General features: G+C 63.4%; 16 protein-coding genes. 11 read left to right on the forward strand and 5 right to left on the reverse strand.

What is annotated here, in order from left to right; translation table 11 throughout:
- On the forward strand, positions 1 to 831 hold the full coding sequence (locus AC6LJW_RS19195) for an ABC transporter ATP-binding protein (RefSeq protein WP_498088006.1): 831 nt from the start codon (positions 1 to 3) through the stop codon (positions 829 to 831).
- A gap of 11 nt (positions 832 to 842) precedes the next feature.
- On the forward strand, positions 843 to 1,721 hold the full coding sequence (locus tag AC6LJW_RS19200; protein ID WP_056566032.1) for an ABC transporter permease: 879 nt from the start codon (positions 843 to 845) through the stop codon (positions 1,719 to 1,721).
- A gap of 136 nt (positions 1,722 to 1,857) precedes the next feature.
- On the opposite strand, the gene AC6LJW_RS19205 is transcribed toward AC6LJW_RS19200, so the two are convergent.
- The 5 genes from AC6LJW_RS19205 to rpmH form a co-directional block, all read right to left on the reverse strand.
- The gene (locus AC6LJW_RS19205; protein ID WP_498088007.1) at positions 1,858 to 3,303 is read right to left on the reverse strand and encodes a catalase; all 1,446 of its coding nucleotides are present in this window, start codon (positions 3,301 to 3,303) and stop codon (positions 1,858 to 1,860) included.
- Between the two features lie 283 nt (positions 3,304 to 3,586).
- Complete coding sequence (gene yidC, locus AC6LJW_RS19210) at positions 3,587 to 5,263, reverse strand: membrane protein insertase YidC (RefSeq protein ID WP_056566026.1); 1,677 nt, start codon at positions 5,261 to 5,263, stop codon at positions 3,587 to 3,589.
- A 48-nt stretch (positions 5,264 to 5,311) separates the two neighbouring features.
- Complete coding sequence (yidD, locus tag AC6LJW_RS19215; protein ID WP_056566024.1) at positions 5,312 to 5,584, reverse strand: membrane protein insertion efficiency factor YidD; 273 nt, start codon at positions 5,582 to 5,584, stop codon at positions 5,312 to 5,314.
- Positions 5,581 to 5,952 carry a ribonuclease P protein component gene (locus AC6LJW_RS19220; protein WP_056566021.1) on the reverse strand — a complete coding sequence of 124 codons (372 nt, stop codon included), beginning with the start codon at positions 5,950 to 5,952 and terminating at the stop codon, positions 5,581 to 5,583. The genes yidD and AC6LJW_RS19220 overlap by 4 nt, the downstream gene beginning before the upstream one ends.
- A 107-nt stretch (positions 5,953 to 6,059) precedes the next feature.
- Entirely contained in the window at positions 6,060 to 6,194 is a 135-nt protein-coding gene (gene rpmH / locus AC6LJW_RS19225; RefSeq protein WP_006228069.1) for a 50S ribosomal protein L34, read from the reverse strand.
- 391 nt (positions 6,195 to 6,585) lie between these two features.
- On the opposite strand from rpmH, the gene dnaA reads away from it, so the two are divergent.
- The 9 genes from dnaA to AC6LJW_RS19270 all read left to right on the forward strand — a co-directional run bounded on the left by dnaA (position 6,586) and on the right by AC6LJW_RS19270 (position 17,742).
- On the forward strand, positions 6,586 to 8,046 hold the full coding sequence (gene dnaA / locus AC6LJW_RS19230) for a chromosomal replication initiator protein DnaA (protein WP_498088008.1): 1,461 nt from the start codon (positions 6,586 to 6,588) through the stop codon (positions 8,044 to 8,046).
- A gap of 2 nt (positions 8,047 to 8,048) precedes the next feature.
- Positions 8,049 to 9,158 carry a DNA polymerase III subunit beta gene (dnaN, locus tag AC6LJW_RS19235; protein ID WP_056567008.1) on the forward strand — a complete coding sequence of 370 codons (1,110 nt, stop codon included), beginning with the start codon at positions 8,049 to 8,051 and terminating at the stop codon, positions 9,156 to 9,158.
- Positions 9,159 to 9,256: 98 nt separating this feature from the next.
- A complete protein-coding gene (gene gyrB, locus AC6LJW_RS19240) occupies positions 9,257 to 11,704 on the forward strand; it encodes a DNA topoisomerase (ATP-hydrolyzing) subunit B (protein ID WP_056566013.1) in 2,448 nt (815 codons plus the stop codon).
- Between the two features lie 314 nt (positions 11,705 to 12,018).
- Entirely contained in the window at positions 12,019 to 12,768 is a 750-nt protein-coding gene (locus tag AC6LJW_RS19245; protein ID WP_498088009.1) for an SDR family NAD(P)-dependent oxidoreductase, read from the forward strand.
- A gap of 32 nt (positions 12,769 to 12,800) precedes the next feature.
- Positions 12,801 to 13,256 (forward strand): nuclear transport factor 2-like protein, encoded by a 456-nt coding sequence (locus AC6LJW_RS19250; protein ID WP_498088010.1) that lies wholly within the window; start codon positions 12,801 to 12,803, stop codon positions 13,254 to 13,256.
- Positions 13,257 to 13,270: 14 nt separating this feature from the next.
- The gene (locus AC6LJW_RS19255; protein WP_498088011.1) at positions 13,271 to 13,858 is read left to right on the forward strand and encodes a VOC family protein; all 588 of its coding nucleotides are present in this window, start codon (positions 13,271 to 13,273) and stop codon (positions 13,856 to 13,858) included.
- Positions 13,859 to 13,950: 92 nt separating this feature from the next.
- Positions 13,951 to 14,907, forward strand: a complete 957-nt coding sequence (locus AC6LJW_RS19260; RefSeq protein ID WP_498088012.1) for a helix-turn-helix domain-containing protein — start codon at positions 13,951 to 13,953, stop codon at positions 14,905 to 14,907.
- A 315-nt stretch (positions 14,908 to 15,222) separates the two neighbouring features.
- The gene (locus AC6LJW_RS19265; protein WP_498088013.1) at positions 15,223 to 15,612 is read left to right on the forward strand and encodes a hypothetical protein; all 390 of its coding nucleotides are present in this window, start codon (positions 15,223 to 15,225) and stop codon (positions 15,610 to 15,612) included.
- 201 nt (positions 15,613 to 15,813) lie between these two features.
- The gene (locus AC6LJW_RS19270) at positions 15,814 to 17,742 is read left to right on the forward strand and encodes a WG repeat-containing protein (RefSeq protein WP_498088014.1); all 1,929 of its coding nucleotides are present in this window, start codon (positions 15,814 to 15,816) and stop codon (positions 17,740 to 17,742) included.
- Positions 17,743 to 18,376 lie beyond the last annotated feature (634 nt).

Consider the following 18,376-nt stretch of genomic DNA (forward strand, 5'->3'; position numbering starts at 1 on the left):
ATGGCCGTGAGTCCCGCCGCCCCTGTGGATAACATTCAACGGCCCACGCCTTTGCTGGCTGTGGATAAGGTGTCAATCGAATATAAGACGCGCGAACGGCGTGTGCGGGCGACACATCAGGTCAGTTTTGACGTGCACGGCGCCGAGCGTTTCATCCTGCTCGGGCCCTCCGGCTGCGGGAAATCGACGCTGCTCAAGGCGGTTGCGGGCTTCATCGAGCCCACCGAGGGACGGATCGCGATCGACGGAAAGACCGTGCAAGGGCCGGGTCCGGACCGCATCGTGGTGTTCCAGGAATTCGACCAGCTGCCGCCCTGGAAGACGCTGCGCCAGAACGTGGCGTTTCCGCTGCTGGCGTCGCGCAAGCTCAACCGGCGCGAGGCCGACGAACGGGCGATGCACTACCTGGACAAGGTCGGGCTGGCGGGCTTTGCCGATGCCTATCCGCATACGCTGTCGGGCGGCATGAAGCAGCGCGTGGCCATTGCGCGCGCGTTGGCCATGCAGCCGCGCGTGCTGCTGATGGACGAGCCGTTCGCGGCGCTGGATGCGCTGACGCGCCGGCGCATGCAGGAAGAATTGATGGCGCTGTGGGACGACGTGCGGTTCACGCTGTTGTTTGTCACGCACTCGATCGAAGAGGCGCTGGTGCTGGGCAGCCGCATCCTGTTGCTGTCCCCGCATCCGGGCCGTGTGCGCGCGGAATTGAATGCGCACGGCTTTGACCTGCACAGTCAGGGATCGGCAGCGTTTCAGGCGGCGTCGCGCCGCATTCACGATTTGTTGTTCGACGCTCCGCCGCTGGCTCAGGCCGAGCGCGCGGCGGCTTGAGAGGAGCGCGCATGAGCATCAGCCATGCCGGATCGGCGTTCATTCGCCCCGAGGTGGAATACGATCTGCCGCCCCTGCCCCCTCAGGCTGCGGAGACGCCGCTGCCGTGGCACGAGCGGCTGTGGCAGCACGCCGCCCTGCGCAAGGGCGTGATCCTTGCCCTGTTGGCGGCGGTGTGGGAGCTGGCGGCGCGCTATACCGACAATGATCTGCTGTTGCCCGGCGCCTGGCAGACCGGCCAGGCCTTCGTCGACGGCGTGACCAGCGGTGAACTGCTGGCGCGCGCCGGGCAATCGATGCGCGTGCTGGTGCAGGGCTATCTGGCGGGCGTCGTACTTGCCTTTGTGCTGACGACGCTGGCGGTGTCCACGCGGTTCGGTCGCGATCTGTTGTCCACCCTGACGGCGATGTTCAATCCGCTGCCGGCGATTGCCCTGCTGCCGCTGGCGCTGCTGTGGTTCGGCCTGGGCGAAGGCAGCCTGATATTCGTGCTGATCCACTCCGTGCTGTGGGCGCTGGCGCTGAACATGTATGCGGGCTTTCTCGGGGTGTCTGACACCCTGCGGATGGCGGGGCGCAATTACGGGCTGACCGGGTTGCGCTACGTGCTGCAGATTCTGGTGCCGGCCGCCCTGCCCGCCATCCTGGCCGGCCTGAAGATCGGCTGGGCATTTGCCTGGCGCACGCTGATCGCAGCCGAACTGGTGTTCGGCGCGTCTAGCGGCAAGGGCGGGCTGGGCTGGTACATCTTTCAGAACCGCAACGAGTTATACACAGACCGGGTGTTCGCCGGCCTGGCCGCGGTTGTCATCATCGGTCTGCTTGTGGAAAACCTGGCGTTCGATACGCTGGAGCGGCTGACGGTGCGGCGTTGGGGGATGCAACGGTGATTGGCGTGCAGTTCGCGGCGGTTGCTGTGGGATGATTCCGGCGATTGTTGCGGCGATTGTTGCGGCGATCGAGCGATCGGCATGAAAAAGGGGGCGGCCATGATGCCGTCCCCTTTTCATGGATGGTGCGTAACGCTTACAGCTTCAGCCCCAGCGCCTTGGCCACGCCCTCGGCGTAGGCTGGATCGGCCTTCCTGAAGTGATCCAGTTGGCGGCGCTGGATGACTTCCGGCACGCTCGCCATGTGACGGCCGATGTTGCTAAAGAGCAATTCCTGCTGCGCCGGCGTCATCAGGCGGAACAAGGCGCCCGGCTGCGAGTAGTAGTCGTCATCGACGCGATGGTTCCAGCGTGCCGCGGCCTGCCCGTCCAGCGCCAGCGGCGGTTCGGCCGCCGAGGGCGTTTCCTTCCACTCGCCCGCGCTGTTGGGCTCGTAGTTGATCGTGGCGCCAGCGTTGCCGTCCACCCGCCCGGCCCCGTCGCGATGGAAGCTGTGGAACGGGCACTTGGGCGCATTCACCGGGATCTGGTGATGGTTGATGCCCAGGCGATAGCGGTGCGTGTCGCCATACGAGAACAGGCGGCCCTGCAGCATCTTGTCCGGCGAGAAACCGATGCCCGGCACCACGTTCGCCGGCGTGAAGGCGGCCTGCTCGACTTCGGCGAAGTAGTTCTCGGGGTTGCGGTTCAGCTCCAGCACGCCGACCTCGATCAGCGGATAGTCGCCATGCGGCCAGACCTTGGTCAGGTCGAACGGGTTGATGTGATACGTCGCGGCTTCGGCCTCGGGCATGATCTGCACCTTCAGCGTCCACTTCGGGAAATTGCGCTCTTCAATGTTCTGGAACAGGTCACGCTGCGAGCTTTCGCGGTCGTGGGCGACGACCTGCGCGGCCTCTTCGTCGGTCAGACAGGCGATGCCCTGCTGCGACTTGAAGTGGAACTTCACATAGAAGCGCTCGTTGTTGGCGTTGATGAAGCTGAACGTGTGCGAGCCAAAGCCGTGCTGCTGGCGCAGGTTGGCGGGGATGCCGCGATCGCTCATCAGCGTGGTGACCTGGTGCAGCGATTCGGGGTTGAGCGACCAGAAATCCCACGCCGCGGTGGCGTTGCGCAGGTTGGTCTTGGGATCGCGCTTCTGGGTGTGGATAAAGTCGGGGAACTTCAGCGGGTCGCGGATGAAGAAGACGGGCGTGTTGTTGCCGACCAGATCCCAGTTGCCTTCGTCGGTGTAGAACTTGATGGCAAAGCCGCGCACATCGCGTTCGGCGTCGGCCGCGCCGCGTTCGCCAGCGACAGTCGAAAAGCGCAGGAACAGCGGCGTCTGCTTGCCGACTTTGGAAAAGATGTTGGCGCGGGTGTAGCGGCTGATGTCGTGGGTGACGGTAAACGTGCCGTAGGCGCCGGAGCCCTTGGCGTGGACGACGCGCTCGGGGATGCGTTCGCGGTCGAAGTGGGCAAGTTTTTCAATGAGCCAGAAATCTTCCAGCAGGGCGGGACCGCGCGGGCCGGCCGTCAGGGTGTTGTTGTTGTCCGGTACTGGGGCGCCCGAGGCGGTAGTCAGAGGCTTCTTGTCGGTCATCGCACACTCCCTAAGTCGTTTCTGAATGGCGCGGCCCAGGTTGCCGGGCGGCGCGGCGTTGCAGCAAAACTCCGGCAGACAGGCCGCCGGAGGGAAAAATCAGAGCCATCATAGGTGTGATGGTGGGCTATGTGAAGTTGATTGATCTTGCTTCGGCGATAAGTAATACCTATGTATATGCCTCATGGGCATAGAAAATGCTGAGTGTGCCTTTCGCTTTTCATTGGCAACGGGCGTAAAAAAACCGGCCTCGAAAGGCCGGTTTCTTGTTTCGGGAGAGCGATCAGCGATTGGCCGCCGCTTCCGACTTCTTCTGGATGGCGCGGGTGATGGACCACTGCTGCGCAATCGACAGGATGTTGTTGACGCACCAGTACAGCACCAGGCCGGCGGGGAAGAAGAACATCATCCCGCCGAACACCAGCGGCATGATCATCATGACCTTGGCCTGGATGGGATCCGGGGGCGTCGGGTTCAGTTTGATCTGCAGGAACATGGTGGCCATCATGATGGCGGGCAGAATGAAGAACGGATCGCGGACCGACAGGTCGTGAACCCACAGGATCCACGGCGCGCCGCGCATTTCCACGCTGGCCAGCAGCACCCAGTACAGCGAGATGAACACCGGAATCTGAACCAGCATCGGCAGGCAGCCGCCCAGCGGGTTGATCTTCTCGGTGCGGTACATCTCCATCATGGCCGCATTGAGCTTCTGCTTGTCGTCGCCGTACTTTTCCTTCAGGGCCTGCAGGCGGGGAGCCACCTGCTTCATGCGGGCCATCGAGCGGTAGCTGGCGGCGGCCAGGGGGTAGAACACGGCCTTGATCAGCACGGTCAGCGCGACGATCGTCCAGCCCCAGTTGCCCAGGATGGAATGCAGCCAGGTCATCAGGGTGAACAGCGGCTTGGCGATGATGGTCAGCCAGCCGTAGTCGACCACCAGTTCCAGGCCCGGCGCGAGCGCGGCCATGGCCTTCTGGTCTTGCGGACCGACCCACAGGTGCGAATCGACGCGGGCGGCGGCGCCCGGGGCGATGTCGCCGACGGCTTCGATGCTGCGGCCGGCGTACAGGTTCGGCTGGACTTCGAGCAGTTCGTTGGTGCGCGGCTTGCCTTGCGGGGGCACCCAGGCCGTGGCGAAGTAGTGCTGGACGACGGCGATCCAGCCGTTGTCCGCCTGCTTGATGTAGCTGGCCTTCTTCTTCTGGATGTCGCTGAACGTGCTCTTCTGGAACTTGTCCTGGTCCGAGTAGACGGCAAAGCCCGTGAACGTGTGATAGAAGCTGGACGTGTCGGCCGGGTCGTTGCCGTCGCGCTCGATCTGCAGGTACAGCGAGGGCGTGACGGGGGCGGCGCCGACGTTGGCCAGGTCATGGCGCACGTCGATGTCGTAGCGGCCACGGTGCAGGGTGAACGTCTTGGTGACCTTCACGCCGCCGGATTCGCCTTCGAACGTGACGACCAGGTTGTCGCCGGTCAGTTCGCGTTCCTGGGAGACCAGGCGGAAAGGCGTCTGGTGCGTGGGGAAGCTCTGGCCGCTGGGGGCGCCGACCACGCCGGTCTGCACCACGTAGTTCAGGCCCGCAGAGCGGTCCAGCAGAACCGTGGGCTTGTCGGGCTGGCCGGTGGCCGGATACTTCAGCAGTTCGGCGCGCACCAGTTGGGCGCCCATCGTGTCGAAGGTCAGGCGCAGAACGTCGGTGGTGATGACGACTTCTTCGGAGCGCGTGGGAATGGGCGTGGCGGCGCCAGGCACCGTGGAGGCCGGGGCAGCGGTGGCTGTCGGGGCGCTGGGCACGGACGGCGTCGCGTTGTTGGCTGCAGCCGGCGATTCGCTCGTGCTGGCCGCGGGCGGGGCCCCGAACAGCGACGGCTTGCCGTTATGGATTTGCCAGTTGTTCCAAAGGAGCAACAGCGAAAAGGAAAAAATCATCCAGAGGACGGTTCGTCGGATATCCATGGTGCCTACTGAAGTGAATACGGGCCAGCAAAGCCCGCCAGTTTAGCGTCAATCGTGCTCGATGCGGTGGCTGTGGGAGCAGCAACGGGCGTCGTTGGTTCCCTTGGCCGGCGGAACCGGATCCAGGCCCCCGGGCGACCAGGGGTGGCAACGGCCGATGCGCCGGACTCCCATCCAGAAGCCGCGCCATGCACCGTGGCGCTCGATCGCTTCGATCGCGTACGCCGAGCAGGTCGGAGTAAAACGGCACTGCCGGCCGATCCAGGGACTCAGGAAGAACCTGTAGAACCGGATCGGGGCAATGAGTAGCGCCTTGATCATCGCGCGATCCGCTCAAAGTGAGCGTCCACTTCGGCTCGGGCTGCGCGTTTCAGCGCAGTGAGCGTGGCGGGCGCGACCTTGCTATGCAGGCGCACGACGTAATCTTTTGCCGGCAGCGCCAGGCGCCGATGGCGGAACGCTTCGCGGATGACCCGCTTCAAGGCGTTGCGCGTGGAGGCGTGGGCGGCGAACCGCTTGGCGATGATGAGCCCCAGGCGAGCACAGGGGTCCTGACCGGGAGGCAGATCATTGGGAGCGGCGCTCACAATGAAGAATGCCCCTCGGGCAAGACGCCGGCCTTTAAGGGCGGCGGCAAACTCGGAGGGGCGATGCAGCCGCGCCTCCGGGGGAAGCGTGGAGCGCGGCATGGACTGCGGATCAGGCGGTTGCGCGGAACCGGAACAGGATTGCGAGAGGTCTTGCAATATGGTCGGTCCGTGCGAAAGTCAGTTTCCGGAAAACCGGAAAACTGGACTTAGACGGCCAGACGCTTGCGGCCCTTGGCGCGGCGGGCGCTCAGGATGGCGCGGCCAGCGCGGGTTTTCATGCGCACGCGAAAGCCATGGGTGCGCTTGCGACGGGTAACGGAAGGTTGGTAGGTGCGTTTCATGGACGATCCACAAAAAGAACAAAGTCAGAAGGGACCTGCCCGGAGGGTTCCACGTCGCGCTAAGCAGAAGCGGGTATCTAGAGAGCATTCTTGCAACGGCTTTTGCAACCGGTGCAAAAAACAACTCTGAGACGGGGCTCTGTACCGAGAATTTCATCTCGGGCGACCTATTCAGCAAAGCTAAAAACCGGACAAATTGCTCTTGTAGGAGCGTGTCCGGCCAGCTTTCTGCGAAACCTTCTGACAGACAGAATTCGGAAAAGCCCACCATTTCAGCAAGTTTTCCCTGTCTTGTCAAACAGTTAAGGAGGGATCATATAGACACTCATGCCCTTCCCTGTGGATAACCCCCGCCCGGGCAAGGTAGAATCGAGGTTTGAATAAGAGCGACATGAAAGAATTCTGGCAGACCTGCGTCAGTCGTCTTGAGCAGGAACTCCCCCCCCAACAAATCAGCGCGTGGATACGACCGCTGGTCCCGCTTGCGTACGACGAAACGCAGGCGGTGCTGCGCGTTGCCGCGCCCAACCGCTTCAAGCTGGATTGGGTGCGCAAAAACTTTTCCCACCAGATCGAAGCGTTGGCCGCGGAGTGGTTCAAGCGTCCGGTGCAGGTGCTGTTCGAGCTGCCTTCGCAAGGGACCGCGCCGCGCATGCCGGTCGCGCCCGTGCGTGCGCAGCAGCCAGCCCAACAACCGCACCCGTCCGCTGCGCCCCCCTCCGGCGCCGCGCCGCCCGTGACGGTCACCGTGATGACCGCCCCGTCCGCTCCCGCGACGACCGTCGCGGCGCAGGCCGTGAACGCGGACGCCGCCAACATCGTGTACGAGCGTTCGCGCCTGAATACCGACCTCACGTTCGAGAACTTCGTGACCGGTAAGGCCAACCAGCTCGCGCGCGCTGCGGCACTGCAGGTCGCGGAAAATCCCGGCACTTCGTACAACCCGTTGTTCCTGTATGGCGGCGTCGGCCTGGGCAAGACCCACCTGATCCACGCCATCGGCAACGCCATGGTTGCGGCGGGCACCGGGGTGCGCGTGCGCTATGTGCATGCCGACCAATACGTGTCCGACGTGGTCAAGGCGTACCAGCGCAAGGCGTTCGACGATTTCAAGCGCTACTACCATTCGCTCGACCTGCTGCTGATCGACGACATCCAGTTCTTCTCCGGCAAGAACCGCACGCAGGAAGAATTCTTCTATGCGTTCGAGGCGATGGTCGCGCAGCGCAAGCAGATCATCATCACCAGCGATACGTACCCCAAGGAACTGTCGGGCATCGACAGCCGACTGATCTCGCGCTTTGATTCGGGCCTCACGGTCGCCATCGAGCCGCCTGAGCTGGAGATGCGCGTGGCGATTCTGCTGCGCAAGGCCGAGTCCGAAGGCGTGCCCATGCCCGAGGAAGTGGCGTTCTTCATCGCCAAGCACCTGCGCAGCAACGTGCGCGAACTGGAAGGCGCGCTGCGCAAGGTCCTGGCCTACGCGCGCTTCCACGGCCGCGACGTGCTGACGGTGGATGTCTGCAAGGAAGCGCTGAAGGACCTCCTGTCGGTGTCCAACGGCCAGATCACCGTGGAAAACATCCAGAAGACGGTGGCGGACTTCTACAAGATCAAGGTCGCCGACATGTACTCGAAACGCCGGCCGGCCAATATCGCGTTGCCGCGCCAGGTTGCGATGTACCTGGCCAAGGAGCTGACCCAGAAAAGCCTGCCGGAAATCGGCGATTTATTCGGCGGCCGTGATCACACCACGGTGCTGCACGCCGTTCGCAAGATTTCCGATGCCCGCGCCAAGCAAGCGGAGCTCAACCATACCCTGCACGTGTTGGAACAAACTCTAAAAGGATGAACATGCAACTCGTACAAACCACACGCGATGCATTGCTGAAACCGCTGTCGACTGTGGCGGGCATCGTCGAAAGACGCCATACCCTGCCCATTCTTGCGAACATCCTGATGCGCAAGGAAGGCAACAAGGTTGCCTTTATTGCGACCGACCTGGAAGTGCAGATCACGACGCACGCCGACTTTGGTGTCGGCCAGGACAACGAGTCCACCACGGTGGCCGCGCGTAAGCTGCTGGACATCCTGAAAGCCCTGCCCGATACCGGCGACGTGCGCCTGGCCCTGGCCAGCAACAAGCTGTCGGTGCAGTCCGCCAAGAGCCGCTTTGCGTTGCAGACGCTGGCCGCCAGCGAGTTCCCCACCGTCGCTCAGCCCGAGCAGTGGGACGTATCGCTGACCATGCCGCAGCGCACCTTGCGCCACCTGTTCAACATGGTGCACTTTGCCATGGCCCAGCAGGACATCCGCTACTACCTGAACGGCATGCTGCTGGTGTTTGAACCGGGCCGCGTGCGCGCCGTCGCTACCGATGGCCATCGCCTGGCGCACTGCTCGACCGAAGCCGACGGCATCGCCGAGCGCCACGAAGTCATTGTGCCGCGCAAGACCGTGCTGGAAATGCAGCGCCTGCTGGAAGACTCCGACGAGACCGTCTCCATCGACGTGGCGCCGGGCCAGATCCGTTTCCGCTTTGGCGACGTCGAGCTGGTCTCCAAGCTGGTCGAAGGCAAGTTCCCCGATTTCACGCGCGTGATTCCCACGAACTACTCGCGCCACTTCCTGGTCGGCCGCGAAGCGCTTCAGGGCAGCCTGCAGCGCGCAGCCATCCTGACCACGGACAAGTTCAAGGGCGTACGCCTGCAGTTGGCGCAGAACCAGATGAAGATCTCGTCTTCGAACGCCGAGCAGGAAGAGGCGCAGGAAGAAATCGACATCGACTACAGCCATGAAGCGCTGGACGTGGGCTTCAACGTGGGCTACCTGCTCGACGTGCTGGCCAACGTGAAGGTCGACAACATCCAGTGGTCGGTCATGCCCGATGCCAACGCGTCGGCGCTCATCACCCTGCCCGAAGACGACCAGTTCAAGTACGTCGTCATGCCGATGCGGATCTGATCCGCATTCCCCCCCGTGGGTTTGTGCCGCTTGCGGACCGGATGGTTCGCGGGCGGTCCGGCCGCCAGGCCGTTCTTTAAAGCGTTATCGATACAGACATGTCAGATCAGCAGAACACCACTCCCGAGACCAGCGGCTACGGCGCTGACTCGATCAAGATGCTCAAGGGGCTGGAGGCCGTGCGCAAGCGCCCCGGCATGTACATCGGCGACACGTCCGACGGCACCGGCCTGCACCACATGGTGTTTGAGGTCGTCGATAACGCCATCGACGAAGCCCTGGCCGGCTATTGCGACGACATCGTCGTCACGATCCACACCGACAACTCCATCTCCGTCACGGACAACGGCCGCGGCATCCCGACCGACATCCACAAGGACGACGAATTCCACCGCAGCGCGGCCGAAATCGTCATGACGGAACTGCACGCCGGCGGCAAGTTCGACCAGAACTCGTACAAGGTGTCCGGCGGCCTGCACGGCGTGGGCGTGTCGTGCGTGAACGCACTGTCCGAATGGCTGCGGCTGACCATCCGCCGCAACGGCGAAGTGCACCAGATGGAATTCCGTCAGGGCGAGCGCGTGGCGCCCCTGGCCGTGACCGGCACGACCGACAAGCGCGGCACCGAAGTGCGCTTCCTGGCCGACCCGATCATCTTCAACAACATCGAATACCACTACGAGATCCTCTCCAAGCGCTTGCGCGAGCTCTCGTTCCTGAACAACGGCGTCAAGATCCGTCTGGTCGACCAGCGTCAGGGCAAGGAAGAGAACTTCGCGTTCTCGGGCGGTGTGAAGGGCTTTGTTGAGTACATCAACCGCGCCAAGACCGTGCTGCACCCGAACGTGTTTTCAGTCAGCACCGAGTCCGCCGCCGGCGGCGTATCCGTGGGCGTTGAAGTGGCGATGCAGTGGAACGACAGCTACAGCGAAAGCGTGCTGTGCTTCACCAACAACATCCCGCAGCGCGACGGCGGTTCGCACCTGACCGGCCTGCGCGCCGCGATGACGCGCATCATCAACAAGTACATCACGGACAACGAGCTGGCCAAGAAGGCCAAGGTCGAGACGTCCGGCGACGACATGCGCGAAGGCCTGGCCTGCGTGCTGTCCGTGAAGGTGCCCGAGCCCAAGTTCAGCAGCCAGACCAAGGACAAGCTGGTGTCCAGCGAAGTGCGTCCGGCCGTTGAAGAAGCCGTGGCCCGCACGCTGGAAACCTGGCTGCTCGAGCACCCGAACGACGCCAAGGCCCTGTGCAACAAGATCGTCGAAGCCGCGCGTGCCCGCGAAGCCGCGCGCAAGGCGCGCGAGATGACGCGCCGCAAGAGCGTGCTGGAAGGCGCCGGCCTGCCCGGCAAGCTGGCTGACTGCCAGGAAAAGGATCCCGCACTGTGCGAGCTGTACATTGTCGAGGGTGACTCCGCAGGCGGCTCGGCCAAGCAGGGCCGCGACCGCAAGTTCCAAGCCATCCTGCCGCTGCGCGGCAAGGTGCTGAACGTCGAGAAGGCGCGCTTTGACCGCCTGATCGCCAGCGAGCAGATCGCCACGCTGATCACGGCGCTGGGCACCAGCATCGGTCCCGATTTCAACGTGGACAAGCTGCGCTACCACCGCCTCATCATCATGACCGACGCGGACGTCGACGGCGCGCACATCCGCACCCTGCTGCTCACGCTGCTGTACCGTCAGATGCCCGAGCTGGTGCAGCGCGGCTACGTGTACATCGCGCAGCCGCCGCTCTACAAGGTCAAGGTTGGCCGCGAAGAGCGCTATCTGAAGGATGACCAGGAAGAAGCGCAGTTCATGCTGACGCTCGCCCTGAAAGACGCCGAGATCATCTCGGGCGGCAACATCATCCGCGGCGAAGAGCTGAACGACCTGGCCCGCCAGTACGTGGCGGCCGACGGCGTCATCGCCCGCCTGTCGCGCGTGTTCGACGTGGGCGCGCTGTCGGCCATGGCCGAAGGCGTCGAGATCAACCTGGAAACCGCCGAGTCCACCGCGGACTCCGCCAAGCGGCTGGCCGATGCCATGCGCGATCCCATCAACGGCAATGGCGTTGAAGTCGTTCCGCAATTCGACGAAGCCACCGAACGCCATCGCCTGTCCGTGCAGCGCATGCACCACGGCAACGTGCGCGTCAGCATCATCGACGCCGACTTCATCAATGGCTCCGATTACGCCATCCTGTCCAAGGCTGCCAAGAGCTTCCTGGGCAAGGTCGGCGCGCGTTCGATGGCCGCGCGCGGCGAAGGCGACAAGCGCAAGGAGCAGCCCGTGTCCGACTTCCGCGAAGCCATGCAGTGGCTGCGCAGCGAAGCCGACCGCAGCATCTCCAAGCAGCGCTACAAGGGTCTGGGTGAAATGAACCCCGAGCAGCTGTGGGAGACCACGATGGACCCGAAGGTGCGCCGCCTCTTGCGCGTGCAGATCGAGGACGCCATCGCGGCCGACGAGGTCTTCACCACGCTGATGGGCGACGACGTCGAACCGCGCCGCAACTTCATCGAAACGCACGCGCTGTCGGCGGGCAATATCGACGCCTGATCGTGCTGGATCCCGCGAATACCTAGATTCCTCCCGGGATATCCGGCGATCGTACAAGGGGCTGCTTTTGCAGCCCCTTTTTCATTGGTGCCCGGCGTTTCGAATCAACTCTGACGCGGCGTCGATGCGCAGCGTAGTGCCCCGATGCGCGGCGATTATCCATAAATATGGATAGTTATTTCAATCTTGCAGGGTTTATCCATTATCCCGGCACGCCTACAGTACCTCCATGCCCAGTCAACACGGCGATTCAGGAGACTTCCCTCCCTAGCCGGCTGACTGACAACTTCCTCATCAAGTAAATGGAGCTCATCATGAATCAGCAACTCAACGGCAAGATTGCACTCGTCACCGGCGGCACCACGGGCATCGGCCTGGCGACCGCCCAGGAATTGGCCGCGCAGGGCGCGCGCGTTTTCATCACCGGCCGCCGTCAGGCCGAACTGGATGCCGCCGTGGCCAGCATCGGCGGCGCGGCAACGGGCATCCGTGCCGACGCGTCGGTGCTGAGCGATCTGGACGCCGTCTACGCCCAGATCGCCAAGAGCGCCGGCAAGCTCGACATCCTGTTCGCCAACGCGGGCGGCGGCGACATGATGCCGCTGGGCGCGATCACGGAAGAGCACTTTGATCGCATCTTCGGCACCAACGTGCGCGGCACCTTGTTCACCGTGCAAAAGGCCTTGCCGTTGCTGGTCGATGGCGCCTCGGTAATTCTGACCGCGTCGACCGTATCGATCCAGGGCACGGAAAACTTCAGCGTGTATAGCGCCAGCAAGGCCGCGGTGCGCAACTTCGCGCGCTCATGGGCGCTGGATCTGAAGCCGCGCGGCATCCGCGTGAATGTTGTGAGCCCCGGTCCGATCCGCACGCCGGGCCTGGGCGGTCTGGTTCCCGACGAAGCCCGTCAGGGTCTGTTCGATCATCTGGCCGCGCAGGTGCCGCTGGGCCGCCTGGGCGAACCGCAAGAGATCGGCAAGGCCGTGGCGTTTCTGGCTTCCGACGCGGCGAGCTTCGTCAATGGCATCGAGCTGTTTGTCGACGGCGGGATGGCGCAGGTCTGAGCGCATTGCACTTCCGATCGCGACTTCTCAACATGAAATTCGTGACTCATTGCGTACTGGCGCTGGCTGCGATGTGCAGCGCGCCTTATACGCACGCACAGGAAACATCACCAATGAAACCCGACATGCACGACGCCGCCGATGTGGCGCAACGCTTGATCGACATCCATTTTTCGATATGGAACGACGCCGATTCCCACTCCCGCGAATTGAAGTTTGACCAGGTTTACACGCAAGATTTCTTCGTGGCCGATCAAAGCGGCGTCGCTGCAGGTTACGCGGAAGTAAACCGCCTGATCGAGCAGTTGCAAGGAACCCATGCGGGATTCCGGTTCACGCCCGCGCCGATTACTTGGAATCATGGTGTCGGCCGTGTGGTCTGGAGCTATGGTCCGCGCGGCAATCCGGATCAGGTGCACGGAGAGGATATCTTCACCATCAAAGACGGCAAGCTTGCGAGCGCCCACGTCTTTCTCGATCGTCCGTAAGTGAGACACGCATCATGAAACTACTGGCTTCTTGCTTCATGGCGATTGGCGTTCTGGCAGGCGGGGCATTGCACGCGGCGGGCATCCGCGTGGCGGGTGTGGATCACGTGGGTATCAACGTGCCCGATCTGAAACAGGCGGAGACGTTCTTCGTTAGTGCCTTCGGATGCGAACCGGTGACACGAATCGGGCCATTTCAGCTGGATCCAACGGCGTCGCCCGATGCTGCGGGTTTCGCGCCCCGCGCCGATAGCGTCACGATTGCCATGCTGCGTTGTGCGGAGGGTTCGAACATCGAGTTGTTCGAGTACAGGAATTCGCGTGGCAGCAAGACCATGCCTCGTGCCGAGGATATCGGCGCCTCGCATATCGCGTTCTACACCGACGATATCGAGGGCGCGGTGTCATATCTGAAGGCCCAAGGCATCACCGTTCTGGGCAAACCCGTCACGATGACATCGGGCGATACCGAAGGTGAGACGTGGGTCCACTTTCGCTCGCCTTGGGGTTCAGACATGGAACTCGTCAGCTACCCGAATGGCAAGGGATATGAGCGCCGCAGCAGCCTCAGGCTGTGGAATCCCAAGCACCCCGGCCAGTGAACCCCGACCCGGCCTGAGGCGCGCAGCGGGCATGCGGTGCGCGGGATCGTCCGCGCGATGCGCATGCCGATGATTGCAGCACGAGTTTTCCTATGAATGATCCGGATACCTTGGTTCAGTTCTGGTCTACCGATACGGTTCCCGTGACGCAAAGAAGGAAGTACTGGATAGATGCGGTGGGCCAGTCCATCGCCAAGGTGGAAATCACCATCCCGGACGATGCGCACTTTCGGGCAGAACTTCGGTCGCGTGAGATGGGCGTGTTGCGCATCAGCAAGACCGAGGCCAGCGTCGGCGTGACGGTCCGGCGTACCGCGGCCAACATCGCCACAGATAGCCATGAGCGCTATTTCCTCGTTGGGTCATACCGCGCCATGTGGTCATTGGGCACCCGTGGACGTGCCGAACGCTTGCAACCTGAAGACCTTGTCTTGTTGAGTTCGCGCCGGGAGTACACGCTGCGTCTGCCGGAAGCGTCGGAGTTTTTTTCGATAAGTTTTCCAAGCAGCTGGATCAGCGTATGGATAGCCAATCCTGAAGATCACGTCGGCGTTCGCCTGGATGCCTCGATGGGCTGGTCTCGCGTGTTGTGCGCGTTTGTCCGGCAGCTATGTTCGGAGTTTGCGAACGCCACGGTTGATATGCAGGGCACGCTCGTCGATCAACTTGGCGCCCTCATCGGTCTTGCCGTGGAGGATGCTCCCGATACGACGCGCAGCGCCGCCAGAAGTGTGTATGAACGAGTACGAAAGGTGCTGCTCGACCGCCATGTTGAGTCCAGCCTCACGGCTGCGGATGTGGCGGCAGATCTGGGCATGTCGGTGCGTACCTTGTATCGGCACACGTCCGGATTACGGATATCAATTCCGCGGGCGATTGCCGAGATACGCCTGGAGACGGCGAAGCGAATGCTCGCGAGTCGTGTCTTTCGCGCCTTGAGTGTCGCGGAGATTGGCCGCAGGTGCGGCTACAGCGACGCATCGCATTTTGTCAGGCAGTTTCGTCTGTTCTGCGGGCTGACGCCCGGCGAGTTTCGCCGGCAGACCTAGGTTCGCCTTCGGCATGTCCTGGAGAGCTGCCGCTACGTATTTCACGGTCGGGTCTGAAGCCGGACATGGCACAACCAGGCAATCACCGTGGCGCAGAACGGCCATTGGTGCTTCAGACCCGCTACTAGAATTTTTGGCGGGTTGCTGGACGCCTTTGCCTTGACTGTGGTTCAGACGAGTGTGGGCGCGTTCGCCACAACCGCTTTCCGAGCCGCTTTTTCAGAGACACCAAAAATGATAGTAGAGATCGGCAGTGCCAGTTCGACGCCAGTCGCTTCGCGGTACGAACCACCGTCCCCCCCTCGCGCTTCTCAAGTGAATGAAGTCAGCACCATGGCGCCGGAGTCGCAGACAAATGCTGACGCGTCGTCGACCGACACGTCGGCGGCGCAACAGAGCAAGGACTCGGATCCCGCCAAGAATGGAGGCGAATCGCTTGAGTCGCTCAGGGAGCAGATTGCGCAATTGGAGAAGCAGCTTGCGCAAGCGCTGGAGGAGTTGCGCGATGTTCAGTCGGCCACCATGGATGAAAAGCAGAAGGCCGCGCTGACGGCCGCCCTTCAGGTGAAAGTGGCCGTGTTGAATTCGTCTTTGATGTCCATGATGATGAAGCTGGCAGAGGCCATTGCCAATGAGAACGGCAAGAACTTTGAGAGTGCGGTTGCGCTGGCGGCGTCTCAAGGTGGTGGCGGCAGCGCGGGTTGAATGGACGCCAGCGGATCTGCCCGCGGTGGATTCGCGAATACACTTCGATCTGGAAGACCTGACGAAAGGCCGTGCGGATTGAACGTGATTGCACATCGAAGGCCAGCCCGATCCGGGCTGGCCTTTTGGCTTTCCGGATCCGGCGATCGGGCGTCACCAATCAAGCGCCCCAGGGCGCCTCTGCAATCAAAGGAAGTGAAGATGGGAAATCGGGCCTGGCTGTATCTGTGCTCGGACGAGGATGAAAGCGAGCCGCCCGCGGAGATCGCCAGCGCGAACGGCAACCTGCCGACGTTGTGGCAGGTGCTGCTGGCGAGTGGCGAGTCCGGTGCGGCGCCGGATGAACAGGATCTCCTTGGTGATGGCGATGGGGCGGGCATTGCCGCCGATGTGTGTGCCGCCCGCGCGCGTCTGGTGGAATTGGCGGCGTTCATGCGGTCGCATGCGGATCGGGATGATGCGCCGCACATGCTGCAGTTTGACGCCGCCACGCAGTATCTGGACGAGTTGATCGACGAACACGACGGCAAAGGCGACCTGTGGATAAGCGCAAATCTGAATGAACTGGCGTGGCTGTACGCGGGCGGCGCGGCGGCTTACGTTCACCAGACGCGCACGTTGTGCGACGAACGCTGGCGGGCGCTGCAGCAAGGCATGCAGGTCGGCGACCTGGCCGCCGTCTGCCAGTTGCTGGACGTGCAGGATGCCGGCGACGCGTCCGGCTGGGCGTGGCGGTTCGGCTTTGGGGGGTTGTCGCATTCCTACTTTCACGAACAGGAGCCGGCCCGCACGGTCAGTTTCGAGGACTACGTGGCCGAGGGCGGCGATGATGACGGCGCCTGGCTTGGCGGCGGGTTGTACCGCTACCGTGTGGACAAGTTGTGGGGGCTGCGCGCCGTCGATCCGGAAGCCGAATCCGACGACGATTGCTGGCTGCCGGTGATGGCGCCGCAGTGGGATGCGATCTGGCCCAGCGGCGCGTCCGATGAAGGCGTGCTGTGGATAAGCCGCGAAGGACGCACCGGGCTGCTGCAGGTGGCGGAGAACGTCGTGCGCGTGCTGGTGGCGCCGCGCTTTGACGCGGTGTGGGATTTTGAAGAGGACGTGGCAAGCGTCCAGGTGGGCGACAGGGTCGGTCTGATCGCCGCGGACGGCCGTGAAATCCTGCCGCCGTCACTGGATGAGGCCTGGAACTGCGCGCAAGGCCTGGTGGTGGCGCGCGTGGGAGATCGGCTGGGCTTTGTGGACAAGTCGGGTGGCTGGGCGATCACGCCGCGCTTCGAGGACGCGGGGTCGTTCTGCCCCGGGGGCCTGGCGCCCGCGCTCGAGGCGCAGGCGTGGGGGCTCGTCGACCGGCGCGGCGCATGGGTGGTGGCGCCCGAGTGGGAGGACGTTTATTGGGACGAGGACCTGCACGCGTTCATCACCGAGCGCGATGGGATGCAGGGGCTGATCGACGCGTCGGGTCGCCCGGTGCTGGATGCGAGCTTTGCCGCGCTGGCGCCGCTGGATACCTCGGCGGAAGCCGCCGAGCTGTGGACAAGCGGCTTGATGCGCATCAGCGTGCTGACGCCCGATGCGCGGCGCGGCGTGGTGGATGGCGAGGGGGCGGTGCGGGTGCCCCTCGTTTACAGCGATCTCGGCGAGGTGAGCTGGCTGCCGTCGGAACTGCCTGGCGTCCCGGAGCCCGCGCCTGAAGGCCAGGCGGGGCGCTATGCGCGGATCCTGGCGAATGTGGGTCGCGATGACGATGGCGACGAGACGTGGGCCGAAGGCGTCTACGACATGGCCGAAGGCCGCGAAGTGCTGGCCTGCCGGCATGTGCTGACGTTCGGGCTGGCGTGGGACGGCGGGTATGGGTGGCTGGCGCTGCAAGCGGGCCATGCGCCCTGCCCTCACAACGTGGACGGGCTTTATGTGGGCGTGGCGCGGGCCGGTGGCGACTGGCTGCATGAACCTGTCTACGCCTGGATCGGATCGCCGGAGTCCTTGCAGACGGCGGCGGGCGTCTACAACGGCCCGCCGGCGATTGTCGCGCAGTGGAACGAGGGCGAGCCGGTGCGGGCCATGCGGGGCGATACGGGTGGGCTGGTGATGCTGCACCGTGACGGGCGGGTGACGCCGACGTAGGCCGTTGCCGCAACGGTGTCTGACACCCTGGGGAGATGGTCGCCGGTTTGTGGCGGTGTCTCAGCGGGTGTCAGACACCTGATCGTGCGAGCGTAGGCAAGTGCGGCAAAGGTGTCTGACACCCTGGGGAGATGGTCGCCGGTTTGCGGCGGTGTCTCAGCGGGTGTCAGACACCTGATCGTGCGAGCCTAGGCAAGTGCGGCAAAGGTGTCTGACACCCTGGGGAGATGGTCGCCGGCTTGGGGCGGTGTCTCAGCGGGTGTCAGACACCTGATTGTGCGAGCGTAGGCAAGTGCCGCAACGGTGTCTGACACCCTGGGGAGATGGTCGCCGGTTTGTGGCGGTGTCTCAGCGGGTGTCAGACACCTGATCGTGCGAGCCTAGGCAAGTGCGGCAAAGGTGTCTGACACCCTGGGGAGATGGTCGCCGGTTTGTGGCGGTGTCTCAGCGGGTGTCAGACACCTGATCGTGCGAGCCTAGGCAGTTGCGGCAAAGGTGTCTGACACCCTGGGGAGATGGTCGTCGGTTTGTGGCGGTGTCTCAGCGGGTGTCAGACACCTGATCGTGCGAGCGTAGGCAAGTGCGGCAACGGTGTCTGACACCCTGGGGAGATGGTCGCCGGCTTGTGGCGGTG

It is taken from the genome of Achromobacter sp. 1012554356 (genome assembly GCF_059760815.1).

Bases quoted from the DNA above. Each gene is read 5' to 3' on its own strand.
- AC6LJW_RS19195 (WP_498088006.1), top strand. From the start codon at position 1: ATGGCCGTGAGTCCCGCCGCCCCTGTGGATAACATTCAACGGCCCACG.
- AC6LJW_RS19200 (WP_056566032.1), top strand. From the start codon at position 843: ATGAGCATCAGCCATGCCGGATCGGCGTTCATTCGCCCCGAGGTGGAA.
- AC6LJW_RS19205 (WP_498088007.1), bottom strand. From the start codon at position 3,303: ATGACCGACAAGAAGCCTCTGACTACCGCCTCGGGCGCCCCAGTACCG.
- yidC (WP_056566026.1), bottom strand. From the start codon at position 5,263: ATGGATATCCGACGAACCGTCCTCTGGATGATTTTTTCCTTTTCGCTG.
- yidD (WP_056566024.1), bottom strand. From the start codon at position 5,584: ATGATCAAGGCGCTACTCATTGCCCCGATCCGGTTCTACAGGTTCTTC.
- AC6LJW_RS19220 (WP_056566021.1), bottom strand. From the start codon at position 5,952: ATGCCGCGCTCCACGCTTCCCCCGGAGGCGCGGCTGCATCGCCCCTCC.
- rpmH (WP_006228069.1), bottom strand. From the start codon at position 6,194: ATGAAACGCACCTACCAACCTTCCGTTACCCGTCGCAAGCGCACCCAT.
- dnaA (WP_498088008.1), top strand. From the start codon at position 6,586: ATGAAAGAATTCTGGCAGACCTGCGTCAGTCGTCTTGAGCAGGAACTC.
- dnaN (WP_056567008.1), top strand. From the start codon at position 8,049: ATGCAACTCGTACAAACCACACGCGATGCATTGCTGAAACCGCTGTCG.
- gyrB (WP_056566013.1), top strand. From the start codon at position 9,257: ATGTCAGATCAGCAGAACACCACTCCCGAGACCAGCGGCTACGGCGCT.
- AC6LJW_RS19245 (WP_498088009.1), top strand. From the start codon at position 12,019: ATGAATCAGCAACTCAACGGCAAGATTGCACTCGTCACCGGCGGCACC.
- AC6LJW_RS19250 (WP_498088010.1), top strand. From the start codon at position 12,801: ATGAAATTCGTGACTCATTGCGTACTGGCGCTGGCTGCGATGTGCAGC.
- AC6LJW_RS19255 (WP_498088011.1), top strand. From the start codon at position 13,271: ATGAAACTACTGGCTTCTTGCTTCATGGCGATTGGCGTTCTGGCAGGC.
- AC6LJW_RS19260 (WP_498088012.1), top strand. From the start codon at position 13,951: ATGAATGATCCGGATACCTTGGTTCAGTTCTGGTCTACCGATACGGTT.
- AC6LJW_RS19270 (WP_498088014.1), top strand. From the start codon at position 15,814: ATGGGAAATCGGGCCTGGCTGTATCTGTGCTCGGACGAGGATGAAAGC.